Source organism: Janthinobacterium pasteuri, from assembly GCF_051380775.1.
Lineage (GTDB): Bacteria > Pseudomonadota > Gammaproteobacteria > Burkholderiales > Burkholderiaceae_D > Janthinobacterium.
Genome location: NZ_JBNYXS010000005.1, coordinates 64,747 through 90,214, shown reverse-complemented (window position 1 = coordinate 90,214; position 25,468 = coordinate 64,747). Strand labels below are relative to the sequence as shown.

Below are 25,468 nucleotides of genomic sequence, written 5' to 3'. Positions count from 1 at the left end.
ATATGAAAACATGGATGCGCGCCAACAAAGGTTTTTTGATGTTTCTGCTGCTGTTCGGCGTATTCCGCACGGCCGTGGCGGACTGGAATCCGATACCGTCGGCATCCATGCGTCCCAACCTGCTTGAAGGCGACGTGGTCTTCGTCAACCGCCTCGCCTTCAACCTGAAAGTACCGCTCACCGATATCGTGCTGCAGCGCCTGGGCGACCCGCAGCGGGGCGATATCGTCACCTTTTCCTCGCCGAAAGATGGCACGCGCCTGATCAAGCGCATCATCGCCCTGCCCGGCGACACAGTGGAAATGCGCAATGAACAGCTGGTCATCAATGGCCAGCCCGCCCGGTACACGGCGCTCGACACGGCGCCCGAAACCATCGCCCACCTGGGCCAGCTGACGGCGCAGCGCGTCAGCGAGCGCAACGCGACCGAGCAGCACCGCATCCAGGTCTTGCCGCAAATCGCGGGCGCGGCGCGCAGCTTTGCCCCCGTGACGGTGCCGGCCGACCACTTCATGATGCTGGGAGATAACCGCGACAACAGCGCCGATTCGCGCTATTTCGGCTTCGTGCCACGCGCATTGCTGATCGGCAAGGCCGAGCGCATCCTCGTCTCGGCCAATATCGACGAGCATTGGCAGCCGCGGCTGCAGCGTTTCGGCATGAAGCTGGAGTAAACCTCTCCCCCTTGCAACGGCGCCGTGCTTTTCGGTTAGCATGGCGCATCATGCAAAACTTTCCCTCCGCCAGCCTGCAAGCCGCCAGCGACGATCCCGCCCTGGAGCCACTGGCGCAGTTCCTGCAGCGCCATCCCGACGTGCTGCTGCTGACGGGCGCCGGCATCAGCACGGCGTCGGGCATTCCCGCTTACCGGGACACGGAAGGCGTGCGGCGCGGCAATGCCCCCGTGCAAGGCCCCGACTTTCGCCGCCAGGAAGCCGTGCGCCGCCGCTACTGGGCGCGCAGCATGGTGGGCTGGCCCACCCTCGCGCGCGCCACGCCCAATCCCGGCCACCTGGCCATCGCGCAGTTGGCCCAGCGCCAGCACATTGGCGGCCTGGTCACGCAAAACGTCGATGGCCTGCATCAGCAGGCAGGCAGCGCGGCCGTCACGGAGTTGCACGGCAGCATACATGGCGTGGTATGCCTCGATTGCCGCGCCCGCCACACGCGCCGCCTGATCCAGGACATGCTGGAACGCGACAATCCGCAGATGCTGGGCGCCAAGGCCACGCCGGCACCCGATGGCGACGCCTTGCTGGAACCGTCCCAGCTGGCCACCTTCCACCTGCCCGTCTGTCCCCGCTGCGGCGGTACCCTGCAGCCCGACGTGGTGTTTTTCGGCGATGGCGTACCCGCCGCCTGCGCGGCCGAGGCAGAAAGCAAGATGCAGGCCGCCAGTGCCCTGCTGGTGGTTGGCTCATCCGTGATGGTGTATTCCAGCTTCCGCCTGTGCCGCATGGCGGCCGAGACGGGCAAGCCCGTGGCCGCCATCAACATGGGCAAGACGCGCGCCGACCATTTGCTGGCATTCAAGACCGATGCGCCGGCACAGGACATCTTGCCAGCATTAGCGGCCATGCTGGGCTGATCCCGGCTCAGCGGTGCGCCGCTCTCGCTATACTATGGCATTGACGAGGAGAATTCATGCTGGAACTGTTGAGTGAACACGCCTGTTTTGGCGGTGTACAACGCTTTTATCGCCACGACGCGCACGCCATCGGCTTGCCCATGCGTTTTTCGGCCTTCATTCCCGACACGGCGCCAGGCGCCACCGTCAGCATCAAGCGCCCGGCCCTGTTTTACCTGGCTGGCCTGACATGCACGGAAGAAACGTTCATGATCAAGGGTGGCGCGCAGCGCGTGGCGGCAGAGGAAGGCCTGATCCTGATCGCGCCCGACACCAGCCCGCGTGGCGCCAACATCGCGGGCGAAAGCGATTCCTGGAATTTCGGCGCGGGCGCCGGCTTTTACGTCGATGCCACCGAAGCGCCGTGGCGCAGCCACTACCGCATGTACAGCTATATCCTGGAACTGCGCGCCCTGCTGGAACAGGAACTGGCGATCGATGCGCAACGCACGGGCATCTTCGGCCACTCGATGGGCGGCCATGGCGCGCTGGTGCTGGCCTTGCGCAACCCTGACCTGTTCCGCTCCGTGTCTGCCTTCGCGCCCATCGCCGCACCGAGCCAGTGCCCGTGGGGCCAAAAAGCGTTCACGGGCTACCTGGGCAGTGACGAGGCCAGCTGGCAGCAATACGACGCCAGCGCGCTGATGCGCGGCCTGCAAGGCCAGCCGGCACTGTTTCCTAACGGCATCTTGATCGACCAGGGCCTGGCCGACAAGTTCCTGCCCGAGCAACTGTACCCCGAGGTGTTCGAAGCGGCGTGCCGCGACGCCGGCCAGCCCCTGCAGCTGCGCCGCCATGCCGGCTATGACCACGGCTATTACTTCATCGCCAGCTTCATGGAAGAGCATCTGCGCTTCCATGCGAAGAACTTGCGCGCCATCGACTGACTGGCGCCTATTGCGCCGTACTGGTATGCCCGTTGAAATGGCGCGTGTACCAGTCGGTAGCCAGCAGGGCCGCCTGGTGGCGCGTGTCGGGGCCGCCAGGGGCGGCGATCTGTTCCAGTTGTTTGTCGCAGCGCAAGGTGGCGAAGGCCATGCGGTTCAGGCCTGCCACATCGGGATCGCGCCCGCCCACGATCAGCAGAGAAGGCACGCGCACGTTTTCCAGCGCCGCCTTGCCCGCCATTTCCACCTGGCCATCGCAGACGGCCAGCGCGGCGATTTCTGCGCTGCGCCAGGCTGCCAGCTGCATCACCACGGCCGCGCTGGTGCCATAGCCATACAGGCCGCAGGGCAAGCGCCGCGTAGACGGATCGACTTGCAGCCAGCCCAGGGCTTTTTCCAGCTGGCGCGCCAGCAGCACGATATCGCTGCGCACGAAATAAGCGTGGCCATTGCTGCCGCCGCCAGGCTTGACACCGCCCTGGTCGAAGCGCAGGGTGGCGATGCCCGCCCGCAGAAAATCCTGGGAAGTGGCGTGGCTGGAGGCGCCCAGGTAGTCGCTGTCGGCGCCCGCGCCATGGGCAAACAGGACGATGCCCACCGGCCGCTCGGGCATTTCAAGCACGCCGTCCATTTGAAGTTCATCGGCCGTGATGCTGACAAATTGTTCTTGCATGGCTGCCTCCGCTATCGAACTGTAATCGAGCTGACATCAAGCTGAAATCACACTGCTGCTGCGCTGATTTTGCCGGATCGGGCGCAGCCTGCGCGCCCTGAGCTGCAATCCTCAGTGTACCAGCCTGCGTCCGTTCACGCGCGGCGCTCGGCAAATTTGCCACACGCCGGCATCAGACGGCACCGTGCCGGTCCAGCCCTTTCAGCACGGCTTCCGGGCGGATCGGCAAGTGCCGCACGCGCGACGCCACGGCGGCGAAGATGGCGTTGCCGATGGCGGGCGCCACGGCCGTGGTGGGCGGCTCGCCCATGCCCGTCGAAGTTGCCGTGCTGGCCACGAATTCGATATCGAGCTCGGGCACGTCGGCCATGCGCAGGGGCGTGTAGGTATTCAGGTTGGTATCCTTCACTTCGCCGTTGAGGAAAGCCGTGCCTTCATGCAAGGCCATGCTCACGCCCCACAGGGCGCCCCCTTCCGCCTGCGCCAGCGCGCCATCGGGATCGACGATGCTGCCCGCGTCGATGACCATGAACAGCTTTTCGACTTTCACCATGCAAGTGTTGCGGTCCACTTTCACCCGGGCAATACAGGCCGTCCAGGTCGGCATGTCGCGCTCCTGGCCGAACGTGGCGGCGATGCCCAGACCCGTGTCGGGCGGCATGGCCGTGCCCCAGCCCGCCTTGTCCGCCACCCGCTGCAGCACGTGGGCCAGGCGCGCGGCGCCACCGATGGCGTTCGGCGCGCTGCCCGCGTTGCGCCCCGTCGCCTGCAGCAGCGACAAACGGAACGCCAGCGGATCGACCTTGGCCGCCTGCGCCGCCTCGTCCATGAAACTTTCCACAGCCCAATTCGTCCATCCCGGCCCGACGGAGCGCAGCCAGCCGGGGCGGAAACTGCTGTTGGCCAGGTCGTTCGACACGGCCCGCACGCGCTGCGCGCCCACCGTGTACCAGTGGTCGGCGCCGGCGATAGCAAACGGGTCATACGGATGGCCCTGCTTATCCTTGGCCAGGAAGGCGGGTATCATCGCTTGCGTGGGCCAGCCCGCGCTCGCTTCGTGCACCATCGCCGAGACCTTGCCCGCGTCGTCGAACGCCATGCGCACATGCTGCACGGATGGCGAACGGGGCGAATCGAAACGCGCATCGTCGGCCCGCGTGCAAATCATCTTGACGGGGCGCCCGACGGCTTGCGCCGCCAGCGCGGCCGGCACGCAATAATCGCCATTCAGGCGCCGCCCGAAGCCGCCACCGAGCAGATAGGTATGCAGCATGACATTGCTCTCCGGCACCTTCAACGCCTGCGCCAGCACGGGCAGGATCAACGATTGCCACTGGTTACCCGCATGAATGTGCCAGACGCCGTCGATTTCCTGCGCCAGCGCATTCACCGGTTCCAGCTGGAAATGCAGCACGGTGCTGGTCGTGTAGTGGCGCTCCAGTTGCAGGCTGGCATCCTTGAACGCTTGCTCCACGCCATCATCATCGACCACGCGGGCGCCCAGGCTGGCATCGGCCAGCTGCTTGCCTGCATAGTTGACGATATCCTGCTCCGACACGTGGGCGGCCTCACCGGCCCGCCATTTCACCTGCACCAGGTCGGCCGCACGCATGGCGGCCGCATACGTGTCGGCCACCACCATCACCCAGCCGGGCACCGTGCCGCTGGGATCTTGCAAGGCGAACGAACGCAAGTAGCCCTGTACCTTTTGGGCCGCCGAGTCATCGATGGACACCACTTTTGCGCCGTAGCGCGTGGGCGGGATCTTCGGGCGCGCATACAGCATGCCGTCGATATGCGCATCGATGCCGTACACGGCCGTGCCATTCGTTTTCGCCGGAATATCGAGCGCCTGCACGTTCTGGCCGATCAGGCTGCGCTGCTGCGGCGTCTTCAGCACGATGGCTTTCAATTGCTCCGGCGTGTACTGGCGCGCCAGCTTGCCACGGCGCACGATGTCGCCATAGCTGATCGAGCGCCCACGGCCATGCACGACGCCCAGCCGGGCATGGCAGGCGGACACGGGCACGCGCAGCAGGCGCGCGCCCTCTTCGACCAGCGCGATGCGTCCGGCCGCGCCGGCACGGCTGAGCAGATCGAAATTCTGCCAGACGGACCAGCTGCCGCCCGTCACCATCAAGCCCCATTTCGGGTCCGTGTCCACGTAATGCAGGCGCACCTTGCTCCAGTCCGCCTCCAGCTCCTCGGCCACGATGCGCGCCAGGGCCGTGCCGATATGCTGACCCATTTCCGCCTTGGCAATGTTGACGGTGACGATGCCGTCGCGCTCAATCTGAAACCAGATGCTGGGATCGAACACGGGTGCGCTGGCTTTGACTCGCGGCACGGGCGCCACCTTGCCAGCGGCCAATGAGCTGTCGGCGCGCAAGAAGGCCAAAGTAAAACCCGTGCCGGCGGAGGCGATCAGGAAACTGCGCCGCCCCAGCGAAGCGGGACGGACACTGGCATTTTCTTTCGGCAACTTAAACACCGGGCGCCTCCTGCATGCCGGCCGCCAGCTTGATCGCCTTACGGATGCGCACATACGCCATGCAGCGGCACAGGTTGCCGCTCATGACGGCATCGATATTCGCATCCGTCGGCTGTGGATAGTCGCGCAGCAAGGTGGCCGCCTGCATGATCTGGCCCGACTGGCAATAACCGCACTGGGGCGCCTGGGTGGCGATCCAGGCCAGCTGCAGCGGGTGCGTGCCGTCCGGCGAGAGGCCTTCGATGGTGGTGATGGCGCAACCGGTGACGGCGGCGATGGGCGTGATGCACGAGCGCATGGCGCGGCCATCCACATGCACGGTGCAGGCGCCGCACATGCCGATGCCGCAGCCAAACTTCGTGCCTTTCAGATGGGCTTCGTCGCGCAGCACCCACAGCAGGGGTGTCTCGGCGTCGACCTCGGTGCCGAAGGGTTGGCCATTCACGGTAATGTTGTACATAAGTGTTATAAATAAGAAACTTTTAAGAATTACTTGCCGGCGCGCGTGCGCGCCACGGCCGCTTCCAGGTTCGTCCAGGCGGGCTGCGTGCTGCGACTGCGGCGCAAGTAGGCGGCCAGCTGGGCCACGTCGTTGTCCGTCAGCGAGCCGGCAAAGCCGGGCATCAGCACGCCGGGCATGCCCTCATCTCTGGACAAACCGTGCAATATCACCTGGATCAGGTTGGCGGGATCGGGCGCGCTGACGGCGCTGTTCAGGCTCAGTTCCGGACGCAATGCCACGGGCCTGCCATCGCTGTTCGAGTGGCACGAGGCGCAGGCGGCCACGTACAGGCTGGCGCCACGGTCGTTGTCGACAAGGCTGACGCGCTGCGAGCGGGCGATGCCGGCTTTCACCACGGTATCGGTATCGACCTGGCGTTGCCCGACTCCGGCCACGCCGGCAAAATAGATGGACAGCGCGCGGATATCGCTATCGGGCGATGCGCCCATGCCTTCGTGCACGACGGCCGACATGGGCCCGGCCGCTACGCCGTGCAAGGCCGTCGCCCCCGTGCGCAGGAAGGCATACAGTTCATCCTGCGTCCACGGCAGCGGTGCCGTGTTGGCGCTGGTTAAGGCCGGCGCATACCAGTGATCGATGGCCGCGCCCAGATAGGACGCACCGGCAAGCTCGGCGCCCAGCGCATTGCGCGGCGTGTGGCAGGCGGCGCAATGGGCCAGTCCCTCGGCCAGGTAGCGGCCCCGGTTCCAGTCCAGCCCTTGCGCTGGATCCAGCTGAAAAGTCGCTGGCTTGAAAAACAGCAGCTTCCAGCCCGCCTGCAAGGGGCGCAGGTTCAAGGGGAAAGGCACGCTGTTGGCGGGCGCGACCGCATACACGGGCGGGCGCGTCATGAAATACGCGTACAAGGCCGTCAGGTCGGCGTCCGAGACGAGGTTGAAGTGCGTGTACGGAAAGACGGGAAACAGGTGGGCGCCATCGCGGCCCACGCCTTCGCGCATGGCCCGCTGGAAGGCGGCCAGCGACCAGCGGCCGATGCCCGTCTGCCTGTCGGGCGTGATATTCGTCGCGTAAATCATGCCGAACGGCGTGGCCAGGCCGTGGCCGCCCGCGTAATCGGCACCGCCCCTGGCCGTATGGCAGGCGGCGCAATTGCCCATGCCGGCCAGGATGCGGCCCTTCTCCACCATTTGCGGGGAAAATGCCGTAGCGGCAGGCGGATCGATGGGCGCCAGCGCGGGGCGCCAGTAATACAAGTAGGCAGCCAGGGCAGCCACGATGAGCAGCGCCAGCAATAACAGCAGGCCGGTGAAGATTTTCTTGAGCAAAACAGGAATCCGGTAAAAGGCTAGGCACGCGTGCCGCGCAGGGACGACGGCGACAGCGCAGATGGTAACAACGATAGGGACAATCTTACCGCGATTGTGACTTGTTGTATGTACGCAATGACACGCAGGCAACGCCATGCGCGGGCTGCGCCTTATAATCAGCGTTTCAGCACGCCGCCGCTCCCTTCATGCATACCGTTGCCATCATCCTCATCCTCGTCCTGAGCGTCGTCCTGTGCGGCTTTATCGCCCGCTCGCGCTGGGTCAAGCTGCCGCTACCCCTGATCCAGATTGCCGGCGGCACGGGATTGGCCCTGTTTGGCGTGCAAGTGCCGCTCGATCCCGACATTTTCTTCCTGCTCTTCATTCCGCCGCTGCTGTTTCTCGACGGCTGGCGCATTCCCAAGGGCGCCTTCTTTTCCGATGCGCGCTCGATCCTGATGCTGGCCATCGGTCTGGTGCTGTTTACCGTGCTGGGCATGGGTTTCTTCATCGACTGGCTGATCCCCAGCGTGCCGCTGGCCGTCGCCTTCGCGCTGGGCGCCATCCTCTCGCCGACCGACCCCGTGGCCGTGTCGGCAATCGCGGCCGGCAACCCCATCCCGCCGCGCCTGATGCACATCCTCGAAGGCGAATCCCTGCTGAACGACGCCTCGGGCCTGGTCTGCTTCACGTTTGCCGTGGGCGCCATGATGACGGGCGGCTTTTCCATCGGCGCAGCCTCGCTGAGTTTCCTGCAGGAAGCGGGCGGCGGCATCGTCATCGGCCTGGCCATCTCGTGGGGCGTGGGCCTGGCGAATAAATGGCTGGTGAGCAAGGTTGGCGAAGAGCCAGGCCTGCAGATCCTCATCAGCATCCTGATTCCATTTGCCGCCTACCTGGGCGCCGAGCAAATCCACGGCTCGGGCATCCTGGCCGCCGCCACGGCGGGCGTGTCCATGCATTACGCCGACCTGATCGGCCGCCCGCTGGCCGCCACGCGCACCCAGCGCAAGGCCGTGTGGGATACCGTGCAACTGGTCTTGAATGGCGTGATCTTCGTCATGCTGGGCGCGCAACTGCCCACCACCGTGGCCGGCTTGCCCGCCGCATCCATGGAAGTGGGTGCAGGCAGCGCCTGGAAACTGCCCCTGTTCGTCATCGCCATCACGGTGGGGCTAACCTTCATGCGCTTCATCTGGGTCTTCATTTCCATGAAACTGACCTTGTTCAAGCACCACAAGAAAATAGCCGGCGAACCGAAGGATGCGGCGCTGCTGGCACGCCCCAGCCTGCGCCTGCTGCTGGTGGCGTCGTTTGCGGGCGTGCGCGGCGCGCTGACCCTGGCCGGCATCCTGACCCTGCCCTTGTTCTTGCCTGACGGAAATCGTTTCCCCGCCCGCGATCTCGTCATCTTCCTGGCTATGGGGGTGATTTTACTGTCGCTGATACTGGCCAGCGTCACCCTGCCCCTGCTGACCAAGGGCCTGGTGTTTGCGCCGCCCGCGCGCCGCTCGACGGAAGAGCGCAATGCCCGCGCCGCTGCTGCCGAAGCGGCCATCGCGCGGCTGGAAAAGGTCTGCGAAGGCATCGACAAGAATGACAAGCAGCAAGTCGTCACCGAGGCGGCCAACCGCCTGATCGAAGCCTACCGGCGCCGCCTCGCGTATGGCGAAAGCAGCAACGACGAAGCGATGCGGCTGCAGGAACTGGCCCGCGCCGAGCGCGCGCTGCGACTGGAAGCACTGAATGCGGAACGCGATGAACTGTTCCGCCGCCGCATCTCGGGCGAACTGGACGACACCATCCATCTGCGCCTGCTGCGCGAAATCGACTTGCTGGAAGCGACACTGGAAGAATAGCAACACTCTGGCCCGCTGCGGCTGTATGAATAAGCAATTCTCGTGGCAAAGAATGCAAGTTTTCACATTCGTGTTTATAATGCAAGGTTGTATGGCGTAGCGCCGTGATTTACTTTCAGCATGGACTTCCGTACAGTCTGTGCTGATGCGTAGCAATTTGAGTAGCCACCTGACCTGAATAAAGACACCCGACGCCGTGCCCTCCTCCCTTCGCCACCGGCAGCGCACAGCGCTGCCTGCCCTGCTCGCCGTGCTGCTGACCTCGCTATTCGCCTGCGGCGCGCTGGCGCCGCGCGCGGCGTGGGCGCAGACGGGCGCGGCGAGCGACGCCAGGCGTCCGGCCGAAGTGGCCCAGGTCTTGTTTGGCATCATCAGTTATGTGCGCTGGCCCTTGGCGCGCCCGGAAGTGCGCGTCTGCATGCTCGGCGCGCCCCGTTATGGCGCGGCAATCGTCGACACGCCCGCCTCCAGCCTGGGTCAGCGCATCCGCGTGAAAATCCCGGCGGCGGCAGCCGCAGCTAGCGAATGCGACGTCATTTACCTGGGCAGCCTGCCCGATGGTGAACGCGAGCATCTGCTGGCGCAGATCATCGGCAAGCCGATTTTATCGGTCGCCGAACCCGGCACGTCCTGCACCGTGGGCACCATGTTCTGCCTGCGCCTCTCCGAGGCGCAGATCGGTTTTGACGTCAACCTCGACGCCATCGCCCGCAGCGGCCTGCGCGTGCATCCGAACGCCTTGCAAATTGCACGCCGCAAGGCACCACCGCCATGAGCGCCGGCATGCCTCCCCGGCTGACGCGCAAGCCCCGCCCCACACTCGACAGCGTGCTGCGGCGCGCCCACCTGAGTGTGTCGCTGATCGCCGTGCTGGCTGCCGGTCTGACCCTGACGGCCGTGGCGCTGCTGGCCCTGCGCGTGTATTCGGACCAGAACCTGCGCCTGGTGGCCCGCTCGATGAGCTACACGGTGGAAGGGGCCGTCGTCTTTGGCGACTCATTGGCCGCCAAAGAAGCGCTGGCCTTGATCGGCGTCAATGAAGATATTGACCAGGCGCAGGTGAGCGACACGGCCGGCAAGGTGCTGGCCCGCTGGGAACGGGGTCAGCACGGCACCCGCTACTACATCGAACGCGCACTGACGGGCTGGATACTGCCCGATTCGCTGACGTTCCCCATCATGCGCAATGACCAGGCCATCGGCAGCATCAAGCTGGTGCCGCACAGCCGCAGCCTGCTGCCCTTCCTGCTGAGCGGCCTCTCCTGCCTGCTGGCTTGCCTCGTGCTTAGCCTGGCCGTCGCCGTGCGCCTGTCGCGCCGCATGGAAACAGAAATCACCTCGCCCCTGCGCCACCTGGCGGAAACGGCCCACCGCGTGCGGCGTGACCGTTCGTTCGAACTGCGCGTGCCGCCAGCCAACATCGCCGAACTGAACCAGCTCAATGACGACTTCAACGCCCTGCTCGACGAACTGGAAGCGTGGCAAAGCCATCTGCAAAAGGAACACGCCTCGCTGTCGCACCGCGCCAACCACGACAGCCTGACGGGCCTGTCGAACCGCGCCTTCATGGAAGCGGAGCTGGAACGCGCCATCCTCGATGCGCGCATTGGCAATGGCAAGGTGGCCGTGCTGTTCCTCGACAGCGACCGCTTCAAGTACATCAACGATACCTTCGGCCATGCCTCGGGCGACCGCGTGCTGGTGACGATCGCCGCGCGCATCAAGCAGCAATTGCGCGAAGGCGACCTGGTGGCCCGCCTGGGCGGCGACGAATTTGCCATCCTGCTCAAGCCGCTGCGCAACAGCAGCGATGCCATGCACATCGCCGACAACATCATCGCCGCCATGGCGCAAGCCATTGAACTGCCTACCGGCAACAGCATCGTCAGCTCACTGACCATCGGCGTGGCCGTCTTCCCCGATCACGCCATCGACGCCGCCTCGCTGGTCGGCGCGGCGGACGAAGCCATGTACCGCGCCAAGCAGGCGCAGCGCGGCACGCGCCAGGTGGCGCGCCTGCCGCAACCCCACACTCACCCCTGAACCAAGGAGCAACGCCATGCAATTCATCTACAAGCAATTACGCCTCGGCTTCCTCGGTCTGTTCATGCTGGGCCTGCTGGCCGCCTGCCAGAGCACGCCAAAGACCAAGCCCACCTTCAACGCCGAGCAAGTCGCCACCTTGAATGAGCAGGGCTTCAACCAGACCGACGAAGGCTGGGAACTGAGCTTTACCGACAAGCTGCTATTCGACTTTGGCGCCTCCAGCCTGACGGCGCCGAGCCGGGCCGCCATCCAGAAAATCAGCGCCGCCTTGCTGAAAGTGGGCATCACGCACATGCGCGTGGAAGGCCATACAGACAATGAAGGCGCCGAAGTACTGAACAACAAGCTGTCGCTGGCGCGCGCCAACGTGGTGGCCGATGCGATGGGCGTGGCGGGCATTCCACGCGACAACATCGCCGTCAAGGGCCTGGGCATGAGCAAGCCCGTGGCCTCGAACACTACCAAGGCGGGCCAGGCGGAAAATCGCCGCGTCACCGTCATCGTTTCGGCGCCATGAACCTGGGCGTGCCCGTCGTGCGCTGGGTCGTGATGGGCGTGTCCGGCTGCGGCAAGAGCGCCGTCGGCAAGCTGCTGGCCGAAGCCTTGCACGTGCCCTACGTGGAGGGCGACGATGTGCATTCCCCGGAAAACGTGGCCAAGATGGCGGCCGGCATCCCCCTCGACGATGCCGACCGGGCCGGCTGGCTGGCCGCCCTGCGCCAGCGGATCGCCATGGCCCGCGCGCAGGGCAGCGGCCTGGTGGTGTCCTGCTCGGCCCTGAAGCGCGCTTACCGCGACCTGCTGCGCGAAGGCGACCCGGCCCTGCGCTTTGTTCACCTGGACGGCCCGCGCGCCGTGCTGGAGCACCGCATGCAGCGCCCCGGCCATTTCATGCCGGCCAGCCTGCTGGACAGCCAGCTGACCACCCTGCAGCCTCTACAGGTGGACGAGGCCGGCATCGTGCTCGATATCCGCCAGCCGCTGGTTGTGCTGGTCGAACAGATCCTGCAGGCGCCCTGACAGGCAGCCGCGCGGCTGGACAGCCCGCGCCCCCCTGTGTAGACTGGCGCGCACTTTCATGAGGGATTTTTATGACCACACCAACCACCAAACCAGCACCGGGCCCGGAATTCTGGGAACGCGCCGACCAGGTCATCGCCCTGGCCAATGAACAATGCATGCACAGCGGCGGCAATGAAGTAGCCACCTCGCTGCTGTACGCGGCCGCCCGTTTCAACGCCTTCCTCGTCGCCAGCAAGAGCAATGACGTGGTGAAGATGCAGGAAGAAAAGGAAGGCGCCGTGGCCTTCTTCACGGAACAGTACAAGCGCATGCTGACCGACAACTTCAACGACTACATCACCAACTTCGACAAGTACACGCAACCGTCGTCAGCCCCCAAGGGCTGATGTCAACTACCGGCCTGGACAGCCACCGCGCCCGCGCCACGCACCCCGACAGCGTGCTGGACGGCGTGGTGCGCTACGCGCCGCTGCAATCATTGTGGCTGGCAACCATGCTGGCCGGCGCCATTGCCGGCACCCTGTTCGCCTTCAGCTGGACCGGCCTGCTGCTGTTCGTGGCCGGCACGGCCATCGTCCTGCTGTTTGGCCACTCGCTGGGCAGCCATCGCAAACTGATCCACGACAGCTTTCATTGCCCGCAATGGCTGGAATACCTGCTGGTGTACCTGGGCGTGCTGGTGGGACTCTGCGGCCCGCTGGGCCTGCTGCGCCAGCACGAGCTGCGCGACTACGCCCAGCGCCTGCCCGACTGCCACCCCTACCTGCGCCACGGCGCCGGCTTCTGGCGCGATGCCTGGTGGCAACTCCACTGCCGCTTGCAACTGCTCCACCCGCCGCACATCGCCATCGAGCCGCGCATCGCGCACGACCGCTTTTACCGTTTTCTGGAAGCCACCTGGATGCTACAGCAACTGCCGTGGGCCGTGCTGTTCTTCGCCTGGGGCGGCTGGGGCCTGGCCTGCTGGGGTGTCTGCGCGCGCGTCAGCGCCGGCGTGCTGGGCCATTGGCTGATCGGCTACTTCGCCCACAACCATGGGCAAATGCATTTTCATGTCGAAGGCGCCGCCGTGCAAGGGAGAAATATCCGCCTGGTCTCGCTGCTGACCATGGGCGAATGCTGGCACAACAACCATCACGCCTATCCCGGCTCGGCCAGGCTGGGCCTGCTGCCGGGCGAATGGGACCCGGGCTGGTGGGTACTGCTGCTGTGGCGGCGCCTGGGCCTGGTGTCCGCCCTGCGCCTGCCGCAAGACCTGGCGCCGCGGCCGGCATTGCGCCGTTTGGACCGCGCTGGCGCTCAGGCGTCGTCGCCACCGGCCAGGTAATTGTTTTTTACGCGCACATAGTGTTCAGCCGAATAGCGCAGGTAGGCGATCTCCGCTTCGCTTAACGGGCGCACCTTGGCGGCGGGCCGGCCCACGTACAAATGCCCGCTTTCCAGTACCTTGCCCGGCGACACCAGGCTGCCCGCGCCCAGCATCACGTGTTTTTCCACCACCACGTCATCCATGACGATGCTGCCCATGCCAATCAGGCATTCGTCGCCGATCGTGCAGCCGTGCAAGATCACGGAGTGGCCGATGGTCACGTACTTGCCGATGGTCAAGGGAGAACCGTCGGGCTTGGCCGCATTCTTGTGCGACACATGGCCCATGGAAAAGTCCTGGATATTGCTGCCCTCGCCGATGACGATGCGGTTGACGTCGCCGCGCAGCACGCTGTTGCACCAGATCGAGCAGTCGTCGCCGATCTGCACATCACCAATCACTTGCGCCGTGTCATGCAGGTAGACGCGCTCGCCCACGACGGGACGGGTATTCAGGTAGGAACTGACAGGCATCGCTTTCTCGCTTTTCATTAAAAATAGACATTCACACCCAGCCGGCGGCCAGCGCAAAAATGGCCAGGCCATGCGCCAGGGAAGTGATCTCGTGCATCGTTCGGCCCAGATCGGAAACACGGAGCCAGCGGGCACGGGCGCAGCAATTGTATGCGGCGGCTGGCAACATGGGCAAGCTGCATGGCGATGCCGCTGTCAAGCCGCCTTGCGCCAGCCATGCATCAGCCCATGCGCCGCCAGTCCCGCCGCCAGACCCCACAGGGCGCCGCCCACGCCCAGCAGCGTGACGTTCGCGGCCGTCGCCAGGAAGGTGATCAACGCCGTTTCGCGCATGCGCACGTCGGCCATCGCCTGCGCCAGGCTGTTGCCGATGGCGCCCAGCAGGGCCAGCCCCGCCAGCGCCGTGATGAAGCTGCGCGGCAAGACCATGAACAGGCTGGCCAGGGTGACGCCGAAGATGCCCACCAGGATATACAGCACGCCGCACGCCAGCCCGGCGACATAACGCTTAGCCGGGTCCGCATGCGCATCCTTGCCCGTGCAGATGGCGGCCGTAATGGCGGCCACGTTGAAGGCATGCGCGCCAAACGGCGCCATGAGCAGCGAACCGAGGCCTGTCACCGTGAGAATGGGATTGGCGCTGACGCAGTAGCCGTCATTGCGCAGCACCAGCATGCCGGGCATATATTGCCCCGTCAGCGTGATCAGGAACAGGGGCAGCGCCACGCCCAAGAGCGATGCCACGGAAAAGCGCGGCATCTCGAACACGGGCGCGGCCAGCGCCAGTTCGATGCCTTGCCCATCGATGCGTCCCTGCGCCAGCAGCAGGGCCAGGCCGATCAGCATGATGCCCACCACGGCAAAGCGTGCCGTGAAACGGCGCAGCACGGCGTACGATAGCAGCAGTACCACCACCAGCAGCGGGTCGGCGCTGGCGCCACCAAACGCGTTCACGCCAAACTGCAGCAGGATGCCGGCCAGCAAACCGGCGGCGATGCCGCCAGGAATCCAGCGCACCAGGCGCTCGAAGGCGCCGGACATGCCCAGCAAAATGAAGGCGATGGCGGACACCATGTAGGCGCCGATCACTTCCGCATACGGCGTGTGCGGCATGACGGTGGCCAGGAAGGCCACGCCAGGCGTCGACCAGGCCGTGATGATGGGCGCGCGGTAGCGGTAGCTTAGCCAGATGCCCGTCACGCCCACGCCGATGCTCAGCGACCAGACCCAGGACGCCGTCTGCACCGCACTGAGCTGGGCCAACTGGGCCGCCTGGAACACCAGCACGAAGGTGCCGCCATAGTTGACGAGGACGGAGATGCAGGCCGCCATCGTGGGGGCAGCAAGATCGCGCCAGTGCAGCCGGTCGGCCATGGCGGCGCTTGTTGTGGTTGTTGTTGTCATGTGTATGCCCCTGCCATTAAAAGGGAGCATCTTAATGGCCATATGGACTGCCAAAGCAGGCCAATTCATCAGCCAACAGCAGACCACTTCAACGGGCTTATCCCAGCGCGCGCGCCAGGCGGACGATGCCGCTCTCGATCTCGTGCGGCGTGAGCGCCGCAAAGCCCAGCAGCCAGCCGCCGCGCGCCGGCGGCGTCGCATACAGCCGGCTCAGGCCCGGCAGCACGATGCCCGCCTGCGCCGCCAGACGTAGCGTGTCCAGCTCATCCCTGCCCTCGTGCAGCAGACACGGCAGTTGCAAGCCGCCCGGCGGCAGCTGCGCCGTGACCACGTGCGGCAAATACTGGCGCACGGCCTGCGCCATCGCATCGCGGCGCACGGCATAGATTTTTCGCATGGCCCGCACATGGGCTGCGAAATGGCCATCGGCGATGAAACGGGCCAATGTCAGTTGATCCAGTTGCGGCGTATGCCCGTCGAGAATGCTGCGCGCCTGCGTCATCGGTTTGACCAGCGCAGGCGGCAGCACCATGTAGCCGATGCGCAAGCCCGGATACAGTGACTTGGCGAAGGTGCCCAGATAAATCGTGCGCTGCTGCGTGTCTAGCCCCTGCACGCAAGCCGTCGGCAAGCCGGCGTAATGAAACTGGCTGTCGTAATCGTCTTCGATGATCCAGCCCTGGCGCTCGGCGGCCCAGGCGGTCAGCGCGAAGCGGCGCTCGAGCGCCAGCGTGGCGCCCGTCGGGTATTGATGCGACGGCGTGACGTAAATCGTGTTGGCACCGCTGAGGTCCGCCCGCAAGTGTTCGATGGACAGTCCATGCGCATCGACGGGCACGGGCAGTACCCGCAATTGCGCCATCTCAAACGCCTTGCGCGCGCCGAAATAGCCGGGATCTTCCATCAATATCGGGCCATGCGCATCGGCCAGCACCTGCGCGCACAGGTACAGGGCCTGGCGCGTACTGCTCAAGACCAGCACCTGATCCGCCGTGGCCCGCGCGCCCCGCTCCAGGTTCACATAATCGGCGATGGCTTGCCGCAGGGGCGCGGCACCTTGCGGGTCGCCGTGCAGCAGTACGCTGGCATGGTGTTCGCTGGCCGCCTGGCGCCGCAAGCGTTCCCACACGTCGAGCGGGAAGGCGCGCGTTTCCGGCAAGCCCGTGGCAAACGCCTTCACGCTCTGCTGGTCGGCTACGCCGCCGCTGGCGAGGATATGCGCACCGCGCGCGCTGAGGGCCACCGGCTGCGCGGACGCAGGCTGCAATGCCGACGACGGCTTGCCCAGCAAGCTCGCGCCTATCTTCTGCGACACGAAACTGCCCGATCCAGCATGGCGCTGGATATACCCGTCCAGGCGCAGCTGCGCATACGCCATTTCCACGGTATCGCGCGACACGCCCAGCGATTGCGCCAGCGCGCGCGTGGCCGGCAGGCGCAGGCCGGGCGCCAGCACGCCATCGAGTATCAGCTGGCGCAGCGCGCGCTGCACGCGCACGCGCAAGTCGAGCGCCGCCAGTTCAGGCGCGGCGATGCGGATTTTCAGGGTGTCGAGTTCGAACTGCGGTGTCATGGTGCTTTCGGCGCGGCGCGGGCGGCATCCACGGCGGCCGTGCTGCTGGCCGGCGAAAAGCCATGCTGCTGCAGCACCGCCACCAGCTGTTCGCCGGTGCAGCCCAAATGCAGATTTTCCGCTACCCAGTCCTGCCACGCGGCGCCGATCTCCGGCATCGGCTCGGGCGCCAAAGTGAGACCGAGTATGCATGCTGCCAGCAAGCCGTTGAGGCGTTTGGTGTCGATCAGGTGCTGCACCACCGCGTGCCCCGAATGGGGAAACGGGTGCAGGGTGCAGCGGCCAAAGGCGGCCAGGCGCTGCGCATGCATGGCGTCGAGGTTCACCGATTCGCTGGCGCTCGCACTGGCACTGCCGCCCGCGCTGGCCATGTCCGGCCGGGCCGCGTCTGGCCGCGTGCCGAACACCAGGTGCAGCTGCGTATGCTCCATCGCCCTGGCGCGGCACAGGGCCGCCAGGTCGTAATAGCCGGAGGCTGGCGGGTCTTGCGCCAGCGACTCCATCACGGGCAGCCAGCGCAGCTCATGATACAAACGCGCCTGCTGCACGTCGAGGAAGGACAAGGGGCCAAAGGCGACGATCTGCTGCGCATCGAGCAGCAAGCCAAACATGACGGCCGCATACGCGCCCATGGACTGGCCGATGGTAGTGATCTGGCTTGGCGCGATGCGGTTCACCAGCTCGCGCAGGGCCTGCGCCGTTTCATCCACATGGCTGCCCAGGCCCGCGATCTGGCGGTGGTACCAGGCATTGCCGGAGTCGCGCACGAGAATTTTGTTCAGCGGCTGCCCGCTGACCTGCTCCAGCTTGCGCAAGCGCCCGTAAAAATCGAAGGCGGGGCGCGTGGTCCACGAAACGAAGCCGAAGGCGATGACCAGCGGCGCACCGGGCACGATGCGGTCGATCAGCACGTCGTCGCCAGTGGTGGCGACCAGTCGATTATCCAGCGCTTGTGCATGCAGCATCGGCCCGGCTCCCCGATAAAGTTGAAACAGCAGAAAGCATGAGTGTAATGCCAAGGCTGGCAAAATGAAAATAATCGCCGCTGCGGTACGCGGGCTGGCGCGAAAAATCTGCTAGCCTGCAGGCATTTTCCCTCTAACAGGAGCGTCCCATGCTGCATCGTCTGAAATACCTGCCACTCGCCGCCGCCATCGCCATGGCCGGCGGCTGCGCCACCACGCCCGACAGCGCCAAGCCGGACACGGGCCTGACGCCCAGCTACAGCCTGACAAATACCTACTGGAAGCTGACAGAACTCGATGGCGCCCCCGTAACGATGGCGCCGGAGCAGGAGCGCGAAGTGCGCATCACCCTCACCGACGATGGCAAGGTCCAGGGTTTTACGGGCTGCAACCGCGTGATGGGCGGCTACACGCTGGCCGGCAATACCCTGCGCTTCACGCAGCTGGCGGGCACGCGCATGGCCTGCCCGCCTCCCCTGATGCAGCTGGAAAGCGCCGTGCTGGCCAATTTGAACAGCGTGACGGGTTACCGTTTTGAAGGCGAGTACCTGATCCTGCTCAAGGATGGCGCGCCCGTGGCCAGGTTTGAATCTGTCTACCTGTGAAATAAAAATCGACTGCCGTTACAATGGCTTCCAGCCCATCATCCGGAAGGAAGCCATGTCCGCACTGCCCTCGCCGCTGCAGCAGCCACCGTTATCGTCGACGCCGCCCCGCGCCGCAGGCCGCTACCGCGCCCTGCTGTTCGACATGGACGGCACCGTCATCAATTCCATCGCCGCCGCCGAACGCATCTGGGGCACCTGGGCGCAGCGCAAGGGCCTTGACGTGGCGGCCTTTTTGCCCACCATCCACGGCGCCCGCTCGGTCGATACCATCGCCAAGCTGGCCTTGCCCGGCGTCGACGCGCAGCGCGAGTCGCAGGGCATCACGGATGCGGAAATCATCGATGTGGAAGGAATTGTTGAAATCTCCGGGGCGCTGCGCTTTTTACAGTCGCTGCCGCCCGCGCAATGGGCGATTGTCACGTCGGCGCCGCGCGCGCTGGCCACGGCCCGCCTGAAGGCGGCCGGCATGCCCATTCCCGCCATCATGGTGACGGCGGAAGACGTCAAGGCGGGCAAGCCGAAACCCGATTGCTACCTGCTGGCGGCGGAAAAACTGGGCGTGGCGCCTGTTGACTGCCTGGTGTTTGAAGACGCGTCCGTCGGCATCGAGGCGGGCGAGGCGGCTGGCGCGAAAGTCATCGTCGTCACCGCCACGCATGCCCACCCGCTGGCCACGCGCCACCCGGCCATCGACAGCTACGATGGCATCGTGGCGACGCTCGATGGCGACGGTTTCATCATGCTGGCGCAGTTATCTGACCCTGCGCTTGCAGCACCCGCGACAAGATAGCCTGCTCCAGCGCGGCGAAGGCCGCATGGCCGCGCTGGCGAGGGCGCGGCAAATCCACCCGCACGTCCAGGCTAATGCGCCCATCCTCGATCAGCAGCACCCGGTCGGCCAGCGCCACCGCTTCGGCCACATCGTGCGTCACCAGCACGGCCGTGAAACCGCGCGCCAGCCACAACGACTCGATCAACTGCTGCATCTCGATGCGCGTCAGCGCGTCGAGCGCACCCAATGGCTCGTCGAGCAGCAGCAATTGCGGCTCGTGCACGAGGGCGCGCGCCAGCGCCACGCGCTGCTTCTGGCCGCCCGACAAGGCCGCCGGCCAGTCGTCGGCGCGTTCGGCCAGGCCCACCGTCCACAGCGAGGCGGCCGCCGCGCCGACGCAGCGGGGCAAGCCCAGGGCCACGTTGGCTAGCACTGTCTTCCACGGCAGCAGCCGCGATTCCTGGAACATGATGCGGATATCGGGCGCGCCCACGCCGCTGCCGATGGTGATCCTGCCTTCATCGATGTTTTCCAGGCCCGCGATCGAGCGCAGCAAGGTGCTCTTGCCACAGCCGCTGCGCCCCACGATGGCGACGAACTCGCCCGCTACCAGCTGCAGGTCGACGTTGTTCAGGACCGGGCGTTCGCCATAGGCCTTGCTCAATTGCGTCAATGCCAGCGGCACGCCGCGGCGCGCAAAAGGAGCTTGCGGGGCGACCTTCGCCTGCGGCGGCGCGCCGGCCGGGTCGTATTGCACGAAGTGCGACAAAAAATCCGTTTCAATCTGGATGGGGGCAAGCAGCATGGTTTTTTCTTTCCTCATTTCGTCACTATCGGTACGCGGGATTCCAGCGCAGGCAGTGGCGTTCCAGCCCCCGCGAAAACAAATCGGCCAGCTTGCCCAGCAAGGCGTACAGCAAGATCCCCACCAGCACCACGTCCGTTTGCAGGAATTCGCGCGCATTCATGGTCATGTAGCCGATGCCGGCCTGCGCCGAGATGGTTTCTGCAACGATCAGCAGCACCCACACGAGTCCCAGCGAGAAGCGCACGCCCACCAGGATGGAGGGCATGGCGGCCGGCAGGATCACGTCGCGGTACAGAGGCCAGCCGGACAGGCCGTAGCTTTTCGCCATTTCGATCAAGCCCTGGTCGGCCGAGCGGATGCCGTGGAAGGTATTCAGGTAGACGGGAAAGAAGACGCCGACGGCCAGCAGAAAGAGCTTGGCCGTCTCGTCGATGCCGAACCACAGGATCACCAGCGGGATCAGGGCCAGCGCCGGGATATTGCGCACCATTTGCAGCGTCGTGTCGAGCAGGGTTTCTGCATGGCGGAAGCTGCCCGTCAATAGGCCCAGCAGCAAACCCAGTCCCGCGCCGATGACGAAACCGACCGTGGCGCGCCACAAGCTCGTTTTCAGGTGCAGCCACAGCTCGCCCGACACGGCCAGGTGCCAGAAGGCCTTCGCCACGGCCCATGGCTCGGGCAGGATGCGGCTCGACAGCCAGCCCCATTGCGCCGCCAGCTGCCAGGCCAGCAGCAGCGCCACGGGCAGGGCCCACGGCGCGAGTGCGTGACGCAGCGAAGGCCAAGGGGCGGTGCTTGCCCGTTGTATTGAGCCGGCCGCCATCTCAGGCCGCCTTTTTCTGCGGCGCGGCCGGCACGATGTTGCTGGCCATGACTTCGCCGAAGGGGCCCGTCAGTGACTGCTCACCCACGGCCTTGCCCTTGCCCAGCAAGGGGAATACCAGCTCGGCGAAGCGGTACGATTCTTCCAGGTGCGGGTAACCCGAGAAAATGAAGGTATCGATGCCCAGGTCCGCGTATTCCTGCATGCGCGCCACCACCGTGGGCGCGTCGCCCACCAGGGCCGTGCCCGCGCCGCCGCGCACCAGGCCCACGCCCGCCCACAGATTCGGCGACACTTCGAGCTTGTCGCGCCGCCCGCCATGCAGGGCCGCCATGCGCTGCTGGCCCACGGAATCCATCTTGCCGAAGGCTGCCTGCGCCTTGGCGATGATGTCGTCGTCCAGGTGGCTGATCAGTTCATCGGCCGCGCGCCAGGCCGCCTCGTTAGTCTCGCGCACGATCACGTGCAATCGGATGCCGAAGCGCACCGTGCGGCCCCGCTTGGCGGCGCGCGCCCGGATGTCGGCGATTTTCTCGGCCACGGCGGCGGGCGGCTCGCCCCAGGTCAGGTACACGTCCATCTGCTCGGCCGCCAGTTCATGCGCCGGCTCCGACGAGCCGCCGAAATACAGCGGTGGGTATGGTTTCTGCACGGGCGGGTACAGGGTTTTCGCGCCCTTGACCTGGATATGCTTGCCCTCGAAATCGTAGCCGGCCGCGCCGCCCTCGCCCGCCAGGGTGGCGCGCCACACCTTGATGAATTCATCGGAAATCTCATAGCGCTTGGCATGGTCGGCAAACAGGCCGTCCGCTTCCAGTTCGCCCTGGTCGCCGCCCGTGACGACATTGATCAGGAGGCGCCCGTTCGACAGCCGGTCAAACGTGGATGCCATGCGCACGGCCAGGCCCGGCGTGGACAGGCCTGGCCGCACGGCCACTAAAAATTTGAGTTTTTGCGTCACGCTGATCAGCGATGACGCCACCACCCACGCATCTTCGCAGGAGCGGCCCGTGGGCAGCAGCACGCCATCGTAGCCCAGCGTATCGGCGGCCACGGCCACCTGACGCAAATAGTCGGCATCGACGGGCCGCGCGCCTTGCGACGTGCCCAGGTAGCGGCTGTCGCCGTGGGTGGGGATGAACCAGAAGACATTCAATGACATGATATTTGTTCCTTATTTTGCGCTGGTAGCCAGCTGGCGCGCCGGCAGCAGCGCATCCTTGACGACGATCGGTTTGGGAATCAGCTTCAGGCTGGAAAACGCATCGGCCACCCTTTGCTGCGAAGCGATGACATCGACCGAGACAGGTTTGACGCCGTACGCATAGCGCGAGGCAGCCAGCGCCACCACTTCCGTGCTCAGGCCCGTCTGCGCCGACAGGATCGTCGCCACTTCGTCCGGGTTGTTGCGGCCCCAGTCATCGACCTTGGCCACCTCGTCGAGCACGATGCGCAGGATTTCGGGATTTTTTTCCGCATACGTGCGCGACGCCAGGTAAAACTGGTAGTTCGCCACCAGGCCCTTGCCATCGGCCAGGACGCGGGCGCCCAGCTGCTTTTCGGCGGCCGCCAGGAACGGGTCCCAGATAGCCCAGGCATCCACGCTGCCCCGCTCGAAGGCGGCGCGCGCGTCGGCCGGCGGCAGGAACACGGGCTGGATATCGGCATACGCGACGCCCGCCTTTTCCAGTGCTTTCAACAGCAGGTAGTGCACGTTCGAGCCCTTGTTCAGGGCGATTTTCTTGCCCTTCAAGTCGGCCAGGGTACGCAGGCCGGAGCCCTTGGGCACGACGATGGCTTCGCTGGCCGGCGACGCCGGCTCATTGCCGACATACACCAGGCTGGCGCCGGCTGCCTGCGCAAAGATCGGCGGCGCCTCGCCCACGGTGCCGAAATCGATGCTACCCACATTCAAGCCTTCGAGCAGCACGGGACCGGCCGGGAACTCCGTCCATTTCACGCCCACACCTTGTTCGGCCAGGCGTTTTTCCAGGGTGCCGCGCCCTTTGAGCAGGGTCAGGGTGCCGTATTTCTGGTAGCCGATGCGGACTTCCCCCTTGGCCTGCGCGAGCGCCGTGGCCGGCATGCCGGCCGCCATCACGCCGGCGGCGGCTGCAAACAGCAAGCCCAGAGTGGTACGGCGCGAAAGACGTTGTGCTTGGCGGTGTGTCATGGCGGTTCCTTGGTCGGTGGATAATCAGGCGGCTTGATAGTGGTGCGCGTACGGCTGGTCTTGCAGCGAACGCACGGGTACGGAGATGTCGGTTGGCGCGGACGGGCGCCGGCCCTGCAGAACGAACAGGCCACTGGAGAGTTCCTCGATGCCGGCCTGCACGCGTTCGGCAATCGGCGCATCCAGGCTCAGGCCCCGCTCTTCGTGCCAGTCCAGCTGCTGCGCATTGGCATAAATGCTGGTGAAGACTTGTTTGGCGCCCAGCGCATGCAGCACGGGGCGCAGCGCATAGTCGAGCGCCAGGGTGTGGGCATGGCCGCCACCCGTGGCTAGCGGCAGCACCAGCTTGCCGGCCAGGCCATCTTGCGGCAGCAGGTCGAGGAAGGCTTTCAGCAACCCTGTATACGAGGCCTTGTAGATGGGCGTGGCGATCACGATGGCGTCGGCGTCGGCCACGGCGCGAACGGCGCGGGCAATCGCCGCGTCGTCGTAGTCGGCCAGCAGCAGCGCTCGCGCCGGCAGGTCGCGCACATGCAGCTTGGCGTAGCTGTGGCCCTGCAGCGCCAGTTGTTCGCCGATATGCAACAGCAGGCGGCTGGAACTCGATGGTAGCTGGGGGCTACCGCCCAATAACAAGATGCTCATGTGATGCCCGTCCCTGTAGGTTATCGAAAGTGGATCTGCTCGGATGCTTGCAGCCTATCGCCATCATCAGCCGGGTAAAACGAATGCTTTCGCGCTTCGATATGCGTTTTTTGACTATCCGGGCCCGACGCCCGGCAAGTGAAGGCGCCGGTCCCCACGTGGCTTTTTTCGCATATCCATGCGCGGTTTTCTTCGTGTACGGCGCACGCCCGGCGGTGCAATATCGGCGTCATCGTCTTTCTGGAATCCGCCCCATGCCTAGTGCTTTTCTCCACGCCACCCGCTCCGCCGCTTCCGCAGTGGAACCGCTGCAGGACGCCATCAGCGTCGCCACCGCGCTGGCTGCGCGCCTGGCCGAAACGGCCAATGCCCGCGACCAGGCCGGCGGCCACGCGGCCCAGGAGCGCGAATGGCTGCGCGAATCAGGCTTGCTGACCTTGTCGATTCCCGTGGAATTCGGCGGCCAGGGCGCATCCTGGCCCCTCGTGTACCAGGTGATCCGCATCCTGGCGCGCGCCGACAGCGCGCTGGCGCATGTCTTCGGCTTCCATCATTTGCAGCTGGCCGGCTTGCAGCTATATGGCAGCGCGCAGCAGCAGCGCCGCCTGCTCACCCTCACCGTCGACGAGCGCCTGTTCTGGGGCAATGCCTTGAATCCCCTCGACAAACGCGTGACGGCCATCGACAGCGATGACGGTTTCATCCTCGACGGCATCAAGAGCTTTTCTTCCGGCTCCGTCGGTTCCGACTGGCTGACCGTGTCGGCCTGGCACGCGCCCACGCAAACGGCGCTGATCGCCGCCCTGCCCACGCGCCAGGATGGCGTGACCGTACAGGCGGACTGGGACGCCTTCGGCCAGCGCCAGACAGACAGCGGCAATGTGCATTTCCAGGCGGTCGCCCTGCCGCAGGAACTGGTGCTGCAGGCGCCCGCGCAGGCCGCCACGCCGCAAGCCACCGTGCGCTCGCAGATCGCGCAGCTGATCATGGCGAATTTATATCTGGGCATCGCCGAAGGCGCGTTCGAGGCGGCGCGCCGCTACACGGACGAGCAAGCGAAAGCCTGGTTTGCCGCAGGCGTGGCCAAGGCAACGGACGACCCGTTGATACAGCACCGCTACGGCCAGCTATGGTTGCTGCTGCGCCCCGCGCAAGTGCTGGCCGACGCGGCGGCGCAGACACTGGAAACCGTGTTCCGCAGGGGACCGCTGGTCACAGCGCACGAACGGGGCTTGCTGGCCGTCTCCGTGGCCGAAGCCAAGTGCCTGGCGCACAAGGCGGGACTGGAAATCAGCAGCCAGATGTTCGAACTGACGGGAGCCCGTTCCACCTCGGCCCAGTATGGCTTCGACCGCTACTGGCGCAACGTGCGCGTGCACACCCTACACGACCCCATCGATTACAAGCTGCGCGACCTGGGACGCTTTGCCTTGACAGGTACGCTGCCCGAGCCGACCGCGTATTCATAATTTACCCAAC

Annotated in this window: 26 protein-coding genes; 13 read left to right on the top strand and 13 right to left on the bottom strand. The window is 65.5% G+C overall.

Going from position 1 to position 25,468, the window contains the following annotated elements; all coding sequences use genetic code 11:
• Positions 1–2 precede the first annotated feature (2 nt).
• The 3 genes from lepB to fghA are packed head-to-tail and all read left to right on the top strand — an operon-like array spanning position 3 to position 2,514.
• Complete coding sequence (gene lepB, locus ACQ4WN_RS07490; RefSeq protein WP_436550958.1) at positions 3–674, top strand: signal peptidase I; 672 nt, start codon at positions 3–5, stop codon at positions 672–674.
• Between the two features lie 50 nt (positions 675–724).
• Positions 725–1,588, top strand: coding sequence for an NAD-dependent protein deacetylase (locus ACQ4WN_RS07485; protein ID WP_436550957.1), 864 nt, complete (start codon positions 725–727; stop codon positions 1,586–1,588).
• 56 nt (positions 1,589–1,644) lie between these two features.
• On the top strand, positions 1,645–2,514 hold the full coding sequence (gene fghA, locus ACQ4WN_RS07480) for an S-formylglutathione hydrolase (RefSeq protein WP_436550956.1): 870 nt from the start codon (positions 1,645–1,647) through the stop codon (positions 2,512–2,514).
• A gap of 7 nt (positions 2,515–2,521) precedes the next feature.
• Here fghA and ACQ4WN_RS07475 read toward each other — a convergent pair whose 3' ends face one another.
• The 4 genes from ACQ4WN_RS07475 to ACQ4WN_RS07460 form a co-directional block, all read right to left on the bottom strand.
• Positions 2,522–3,187 carry a dienelactone hydrolase family protein gene (locus tag ACQ4WN_RS07475; RefSeq protein WP_436550955.1) on the bottom strand — a complete coding sequence of 222 codons (666 nt, stop codon included), beginning with the start codon at positions 3,185–3,187 and terminating at the stop codon, positions 2,522–2,524.
• Positions 3,188–3,359: 172 nt separating this feature from the next.
• Entirely contained in the window at positions 3,360–5,678 is a 2,319-nt protein-coding gene (locus ACQ4WN_RS07470; protein WP_436550954.1) for a xanthine dehydrogenase family protein molybdopterin-binding subunit, read from the bottom strand.
• Positions 5,671–6,138, bottom strand: a complete 468-nt coding sequence (locus tag ACQ4WN_RS07465) for a (2Fe-2S)-binding protein (protein WP_436550953.1) — start codon at positions 6,136–6,138, stop codon at positions 5,671–5,673. Before ACQ4WN_RS07465 ends, ACQ4WN_RS07470 begins: the two co-directional genes overlap by 8 nt.
• A 29-nt stretch (positions 6,139–6,167) precedes the next feature.
• The gene (locus ACQ4WN_RS07460) at positions 6,168–7,466 is read right to left on the bottom strand and encodes a cytochrome c (RefSeq protein WP_436550952.1); all 1,299 of its coding nucleotides are present in this window, start codon (positions 7,464–7,466) and stop codon (positions 6,168–6,170) included.
• Between the two features lie 188 nt (positions 7,467–7,654).
• Between ACQ4WN_RS07460 and ACQ4WN_RS07455 the strand changes: the two genes are divergently transcribed.
• From ACQ4WN_RS07455 to ACQ4WN_RS07425, 7 genes are all read left to right on the top strand, one after another.
• Positions 7,655–9,307: a Na+/H+ antiporter gene (locus ACQ4WN_RS07455; protein WP_436550951.1), complete on the top strand. Its 1,653-nt coding sequence runs from the start codon at positions 7,655–7,657 to the stop codon at positions 9,305–9,307.
• Between the two features lie 196 nt (positions 9,308–9,503).
• Entirely contained in the window at positions 9,504–10,082 is a 579-nt protein-coding gene (yfiR, locus tag ACQ4WN_RS07450; RefSeq protein ID WP_436550950.1) for a regulatory sequestration protein YfiR, read from the top strand.
• Entirely contained in the window at positions 10,079–11,350 is a 1,272-nt protein-coding gene (gene dgcN / locus ACQ4WN_RS07445) for a diguanylate cyclase DgcN/YfiN (protein WP_436550949.1), read from the top strand. Before yfiR ends, dgcN begins: the two co-directional genes overlap by 4 nt.
• Before the next feature lie 16 nt (positions 11,351–11,366).
• Complete coding sequence (gene yfiB / locus ACQ4WN_RS07440; RefSeq protein ID WP_436550948.1) at positions 11,367–11,870, top strand: outer membrane lipoprotein YfiB; 504 nt, start codon at positions 11,367–11,369, stop codon at positions 11,868–11,870.
• A complete protein-coding gene (locus tag ACQ4WN_RS07435) occupies positions 11,867–12,373 on the top strand; it encodes a gluconokinase (protein WP_436550947.1) in 507 nt (168 codons plus the stop codon). The genes yfiB and ACQ4WN_RS07435 overlap by 4 nt, the downstream gene beginning before the upstream one ends.
• A 71-nt stretch (positions 12,374–12,444) precedes the next feature.
• Positions 12,445–12,762, top strand: a complete 318-nt coding sequence (locus ACQ4WN_RS07430; protein WP_353657795.1) for a DUF3144 domain-containing protein — start codon at positions 12,445–12,447, stop codon at positions 12,760–12,762.
• The gene (locus tag ACQ4WN_RS07425; protein WP_436550946.1) at positions 12,762–13,703 is read left to right on the top strand and encodes an acyl-CoA desaturase; all 942 of its coding nucleotides are present in this window, start codon (positions 12,762–12,764) and stop codon (positions 13,701–13,703) included. The genes ACQ4WN_RS07430 and ACQ4WN_RS07425 overlap by 1 nt, the downstream gene beginning before the upstream one ends.
• Here the strand turns inward: ACQ4WN_RS07425 and ACQ4WN_RS07420 are convergent.
• The 4 genes from ACQ4WN_RS07420 to ACQ4WN_RS07405 form a co-directional block, all read right to left on the bottom strand.
• Positions 13,676–14,218: a gamma carbonic anhydrase family protein gene (locus ACQ4WN_RS07420; RefSeq protein WP_436550945.1), complete on the bottom strand. Its 543-nt coding sequence runs from the start codon at positions 14,216–14,218 to the stop codon at positions 13,676–13,678. The two genes, ACQ4WN_RS07425 and ACQ4WN_RS07420, sit on opposite strands and share 28 nt — an antisense overlap.
• Before the next feature lie 195 nt (positions 14,219–14,413).
• Positions 14,414–15,622 carry a benzoate/H(+) symporter BenE family transporter gene (locus ACQ4WN_RS07415; protein ID WP_436550944.1) on the bottom strand — a complete coding sequence of 403 codons (1,209 nt, stop codon included), beginning with the start codon at positions 15,620–15,622 and terminating at the stop codon, positions 14,414–14,416.
• 97 nt (positions 15,623–15,719) lie between these two features.
• Entirely contained in the window at positions 15,720–17,195 is a 1,476-nt protein-coding gene (pdxR, locus tag ACQ4WN_RS07410; protein WP_436550943.1) for a MocR-like pyridoxine biosynthesis transcription factor PdxR, read from the bottom strand.
• Positions 17,192–18,160, bottom strand: a complete 969-nt coding sequence (locus ACQ4WN_RS07405; RefSeq protein WP_436550942.1) for a hypothetical protein — start codon at positions 18,158–18,160, stop codon at positions 17,192–17,194. The genes pdxR and ACQ4WN_RS07405 overlap by 4 nt, the downstream gene beginning before the upstream one ends.
• Before the next feature lie 149 nt (positions 18,161–18,309).
• Between ACQ4WN_RS07405 and ACQ4WN_RS07400 the strand changes: the two genes are divergently transcribed.
• Positions 18,310–18,765 carry an META domain-containing protein gene (locus tag ACQ4WN_RS07400; protein ID WP_436550941.1) on the top strand — a complete coding sequence of 152 codons (456 nt, stop codon included), beginning with the start codon at positions 18,310–18,312 and terminating at the stop codon, positions 18,763–18,765.
• Between the two features lie 55 nt (positions 18,766–18,820).
• Entirely contained in the window at positions 18,821–19,558 is a 738-nt protein-coding gene (locus ACQ4WN_RS07395; RefSeq protein ID WP_436550940.1) for an HAD-IA family hydrolase, read from the top strand.
• Here the strand turns inward: ACQ4WN_RS07395 and ACQ4WN_RS07390 are convergent.
• Genes ACQ4WN_RS07390 through ssuE form a run of 5 tightly spaced genes read right to left on the bottom strand, consistent with a single transcriptional unit; the run spans position 19,506 to position 23,989 of the window.
• The gene (locus ACQ4WN_RS07390) at positions 19,506–20,345 is read right to left on the bottom strand and encodes an ATP-binding cassette domain-containing protein (protein ID WP_436550939.1); all 840 of its coding nucleotides are present in this window, start codon (positions 20,343–20,345) and stop codon (positions 19,506–19,508) included. The genes ACQ4WN_RS07395 and ACQ4WN_RS07390 overlap by 53 nt on opposite strands.
• 25 nt (positions 20,346–20,370) lie before the next feature.
• Positions 20,371–21,171 carry an aliphatic sulfonate ABC transporter permease SsuC gene (gene ssuC, locus ACQ4WN_RS07385; protein WP_436550938.1) on the bottom strand — a complete coding sequence of 267 codons (801 nt, stop codon included), beginning with the start codon at positions 21,169–21,171 and terminating at the stop codon, positions 20,371–20,373.
• 1 nt (position 21,172) lies between these two features.
• Positions 21,173–22,333: an FMNH2-dependent alkanesulfonate monooxygenase gene (ssuD, locus tag ACQ4WN_RS07380; protein WP_436550937.1), complete on the bottom strand. Its 1,161-nt coding sequence runs from the start codon at positions 22,331–22,333 to the stop codon at positions 21,173–21,175.
• Between the two features lie 12 nt (positions 22,334–22,345).
• Positions 22,346–23,344, bottom strand: coding sequence for a sulfonate ABC transporter substrate-binding protein (locus tag ACQ4WN_RS07375; RefSeq protein ID WP_436550936.1), 999 nt, complete (start codon positions 23,342–23,344; stop codon positions 22,346–22,348).
• Between the two features lie 24 nt (positions 23,345–23,368).
• Positions 23,369–23,989: an NADPH-dependent FMN reductase gene (ssuE, locus tag ACQ4WN_RS07370; RefSeq protein ID WP_436550935.1), complete on the bottom strand. Its 621-nt coding sequence runs from the start codon at positions 23,987–23,989 to the stop codon at positions 23,369–23,371.
• 254 nt (positions 23,990–24,243) lie between these two features.
• Between ssuE and ACQ4WN_RS07365 the strand changes: the two genes are divergently transcribed.
• Positions 24,244–25,458: an acyl-CoA dehydrogenase family protein gene (locus ACQ4WN_RS07365; RefSeq protein ID WP_436550934.1), complete on the top strand. Its 1,215-nt coding sequence runs from the start codon at positions 24,244–24,246 to the stop codon at positions 25,456–25,458.
• The last annotated feature ends 10 nt before the right edge of the window (positions 25,459–25,468 follow it).

Coding starts and splice junctions, on each gene's coding strand:
- lepB (WP_436550958.1), top strand. CDS start 3: ATGAAAACATGGATGCGCGCCAACAAAGGTTTTTTGATGTTTCTGCTG.
- ACQ4WN_RS07485 (WP_436550957.1), top strand. CDS start 725: ATGCAAAACTTTCCCTCCGCCAGCCTGCAAGCCGCCAGCGACGATCCC.
- fghA (WP_436550956.1), top strand. CDS start 1,645: ATGCTGGAACTGTTGAGTGAACACGCCTGTTTTGGCGGTGTACAACGC.
- ACQ4WN_RS07475 (WP_436550955.1), bottom strand. CDS start 3,187: ATGCAAGAACAATTTGTCAGCATCACGGCCGATGAACTTCAAATGGAC.
- ACQ4WN_RS07465 (WP_436550953.1), bottom strand. CDS start 6,138: ATGTACAACATTACCGTGAATGGCCAACCCTTCGGCACCGAGGTCGAC.
- ACQ4WN_RS07455 (WP_436550951.1), top strand. CDS start 7,655: ATGCATACCGTTGCCATCATCCTCATCCTCGTCCTGAGCGTCGTCCTG.
- dgcN (WP_436550949.1), top strand. CDS start 10,079: ATGAGCGCCGGCATGCCTCCCCGGCTGACGCGCAAGCCCCGCCCCACA.
- yfiB (WP_436550948.1), top strand. CDS start 11,367: ATGCAATTCATCTACAAGCAATTACGCCTCGGCTTCCTCGGTCTGTTC.
- ACQ4WN_RS07435 (WP_436550947.1), top strand. CDS start 11,867: ATGAACCTGGGCGTGCCCGTCGTGCGCTGGGTCGTGATGGGCGTGTCC.
- ACQ4WN_RS07430 (WP_353657795.1), top strand. CDS start 12,445: ATGACCACACCAACCACCAAACCAGCACCGGGCCCGGAATTCTGGGAA.
- ACQ4WN_RS07425 (WP_436550946.1), top strand. CDS start 12,762: ATGTCAACTACCGGCCTGGACAGCCACCGCGCCCGCGCCACGCACCCC.
- ACQ4WN_RS07420 (WP_436550945.1), bottom strand. CDS start 14,218: ATGCCTGTCAGTTCCTACCTGAATACCCGTCCCGTCGTGGGCGAGCGC.
- ACQ4WN_RS07415 (WP_436550944.1), bottom strand. CDS start 15,622: ATGACAACAACAACCACAACAAGCGCCGCCATGGCCGACCGGCTGCAC.
- pdxR (WP_436550943.1), bottom strand. CDS start 17,195: ATGACACCGCAGTTCGAACTCGACACCCTGAAAATCCGCATCGCCGCG.
- ACQ4WN_RS07405 (WP_436550942.1), bottom strand. CDS start 18,160: ATGCTGCATGCACAAGCGCTGGATAATCGACTGGTCGCCACCACTGGC.
- ACQ4WN_RS07400 (WP_436550941.1), top strand. CDS start 18,310: ATGCTGCATCGTCTGAAATACCTGCCACTCGCCGCCGCCATCGCCATG.
- ACQ4WN_RS07395 (WP_436550940.1), top strand. CDS start 18,821: ATGTCCGCACTGCCCTCGCCGCTGCAGCAGCCACCGTTATCGTCGACG.
- ACQ4WN_RS07390 (WP_436550939.1), bottom strand. CDS start 20,345: ATGCTGCTTGCCCCCATCCAGATTGAAACGGATTTTTTGTCGCACTTC.
- ssuC (WP_436550938.1), bottom strand. CDS start 21,171: ATGGCGGCCGGCTCAATACAACGGGCAAGCACCGCCCCTTGGCCTTCG.
- ssuD (WP_436550937.1), bottom strand. CDS start 22,333: ATGTCATTGAATGTCTTCTGGTTCATCCCCACCCACGGCGACAGCCGC.
- ACQ4WN_RS07375 (WP_436550936.1), bottom strand. CDS start 23,344: ATGACACACCGCCAAGCACAACGTCTTTCGCGCCGTACCACTCTGGGC.
- ssuE (WP_436550935.1), bottom strand. CDS start 23,989: ATGAGCATCTTGTTATTGGGCGGTAGCCCCCAGCTACCATCGAGTTCC.
- ACQ4WN_RS07365 (WP_436550934.1), top strand. CDS start 24,244: ATGCCTAGTGCTTTTCTCCACGCCACCCGCTCCGCCGCTTCCGCAGTG.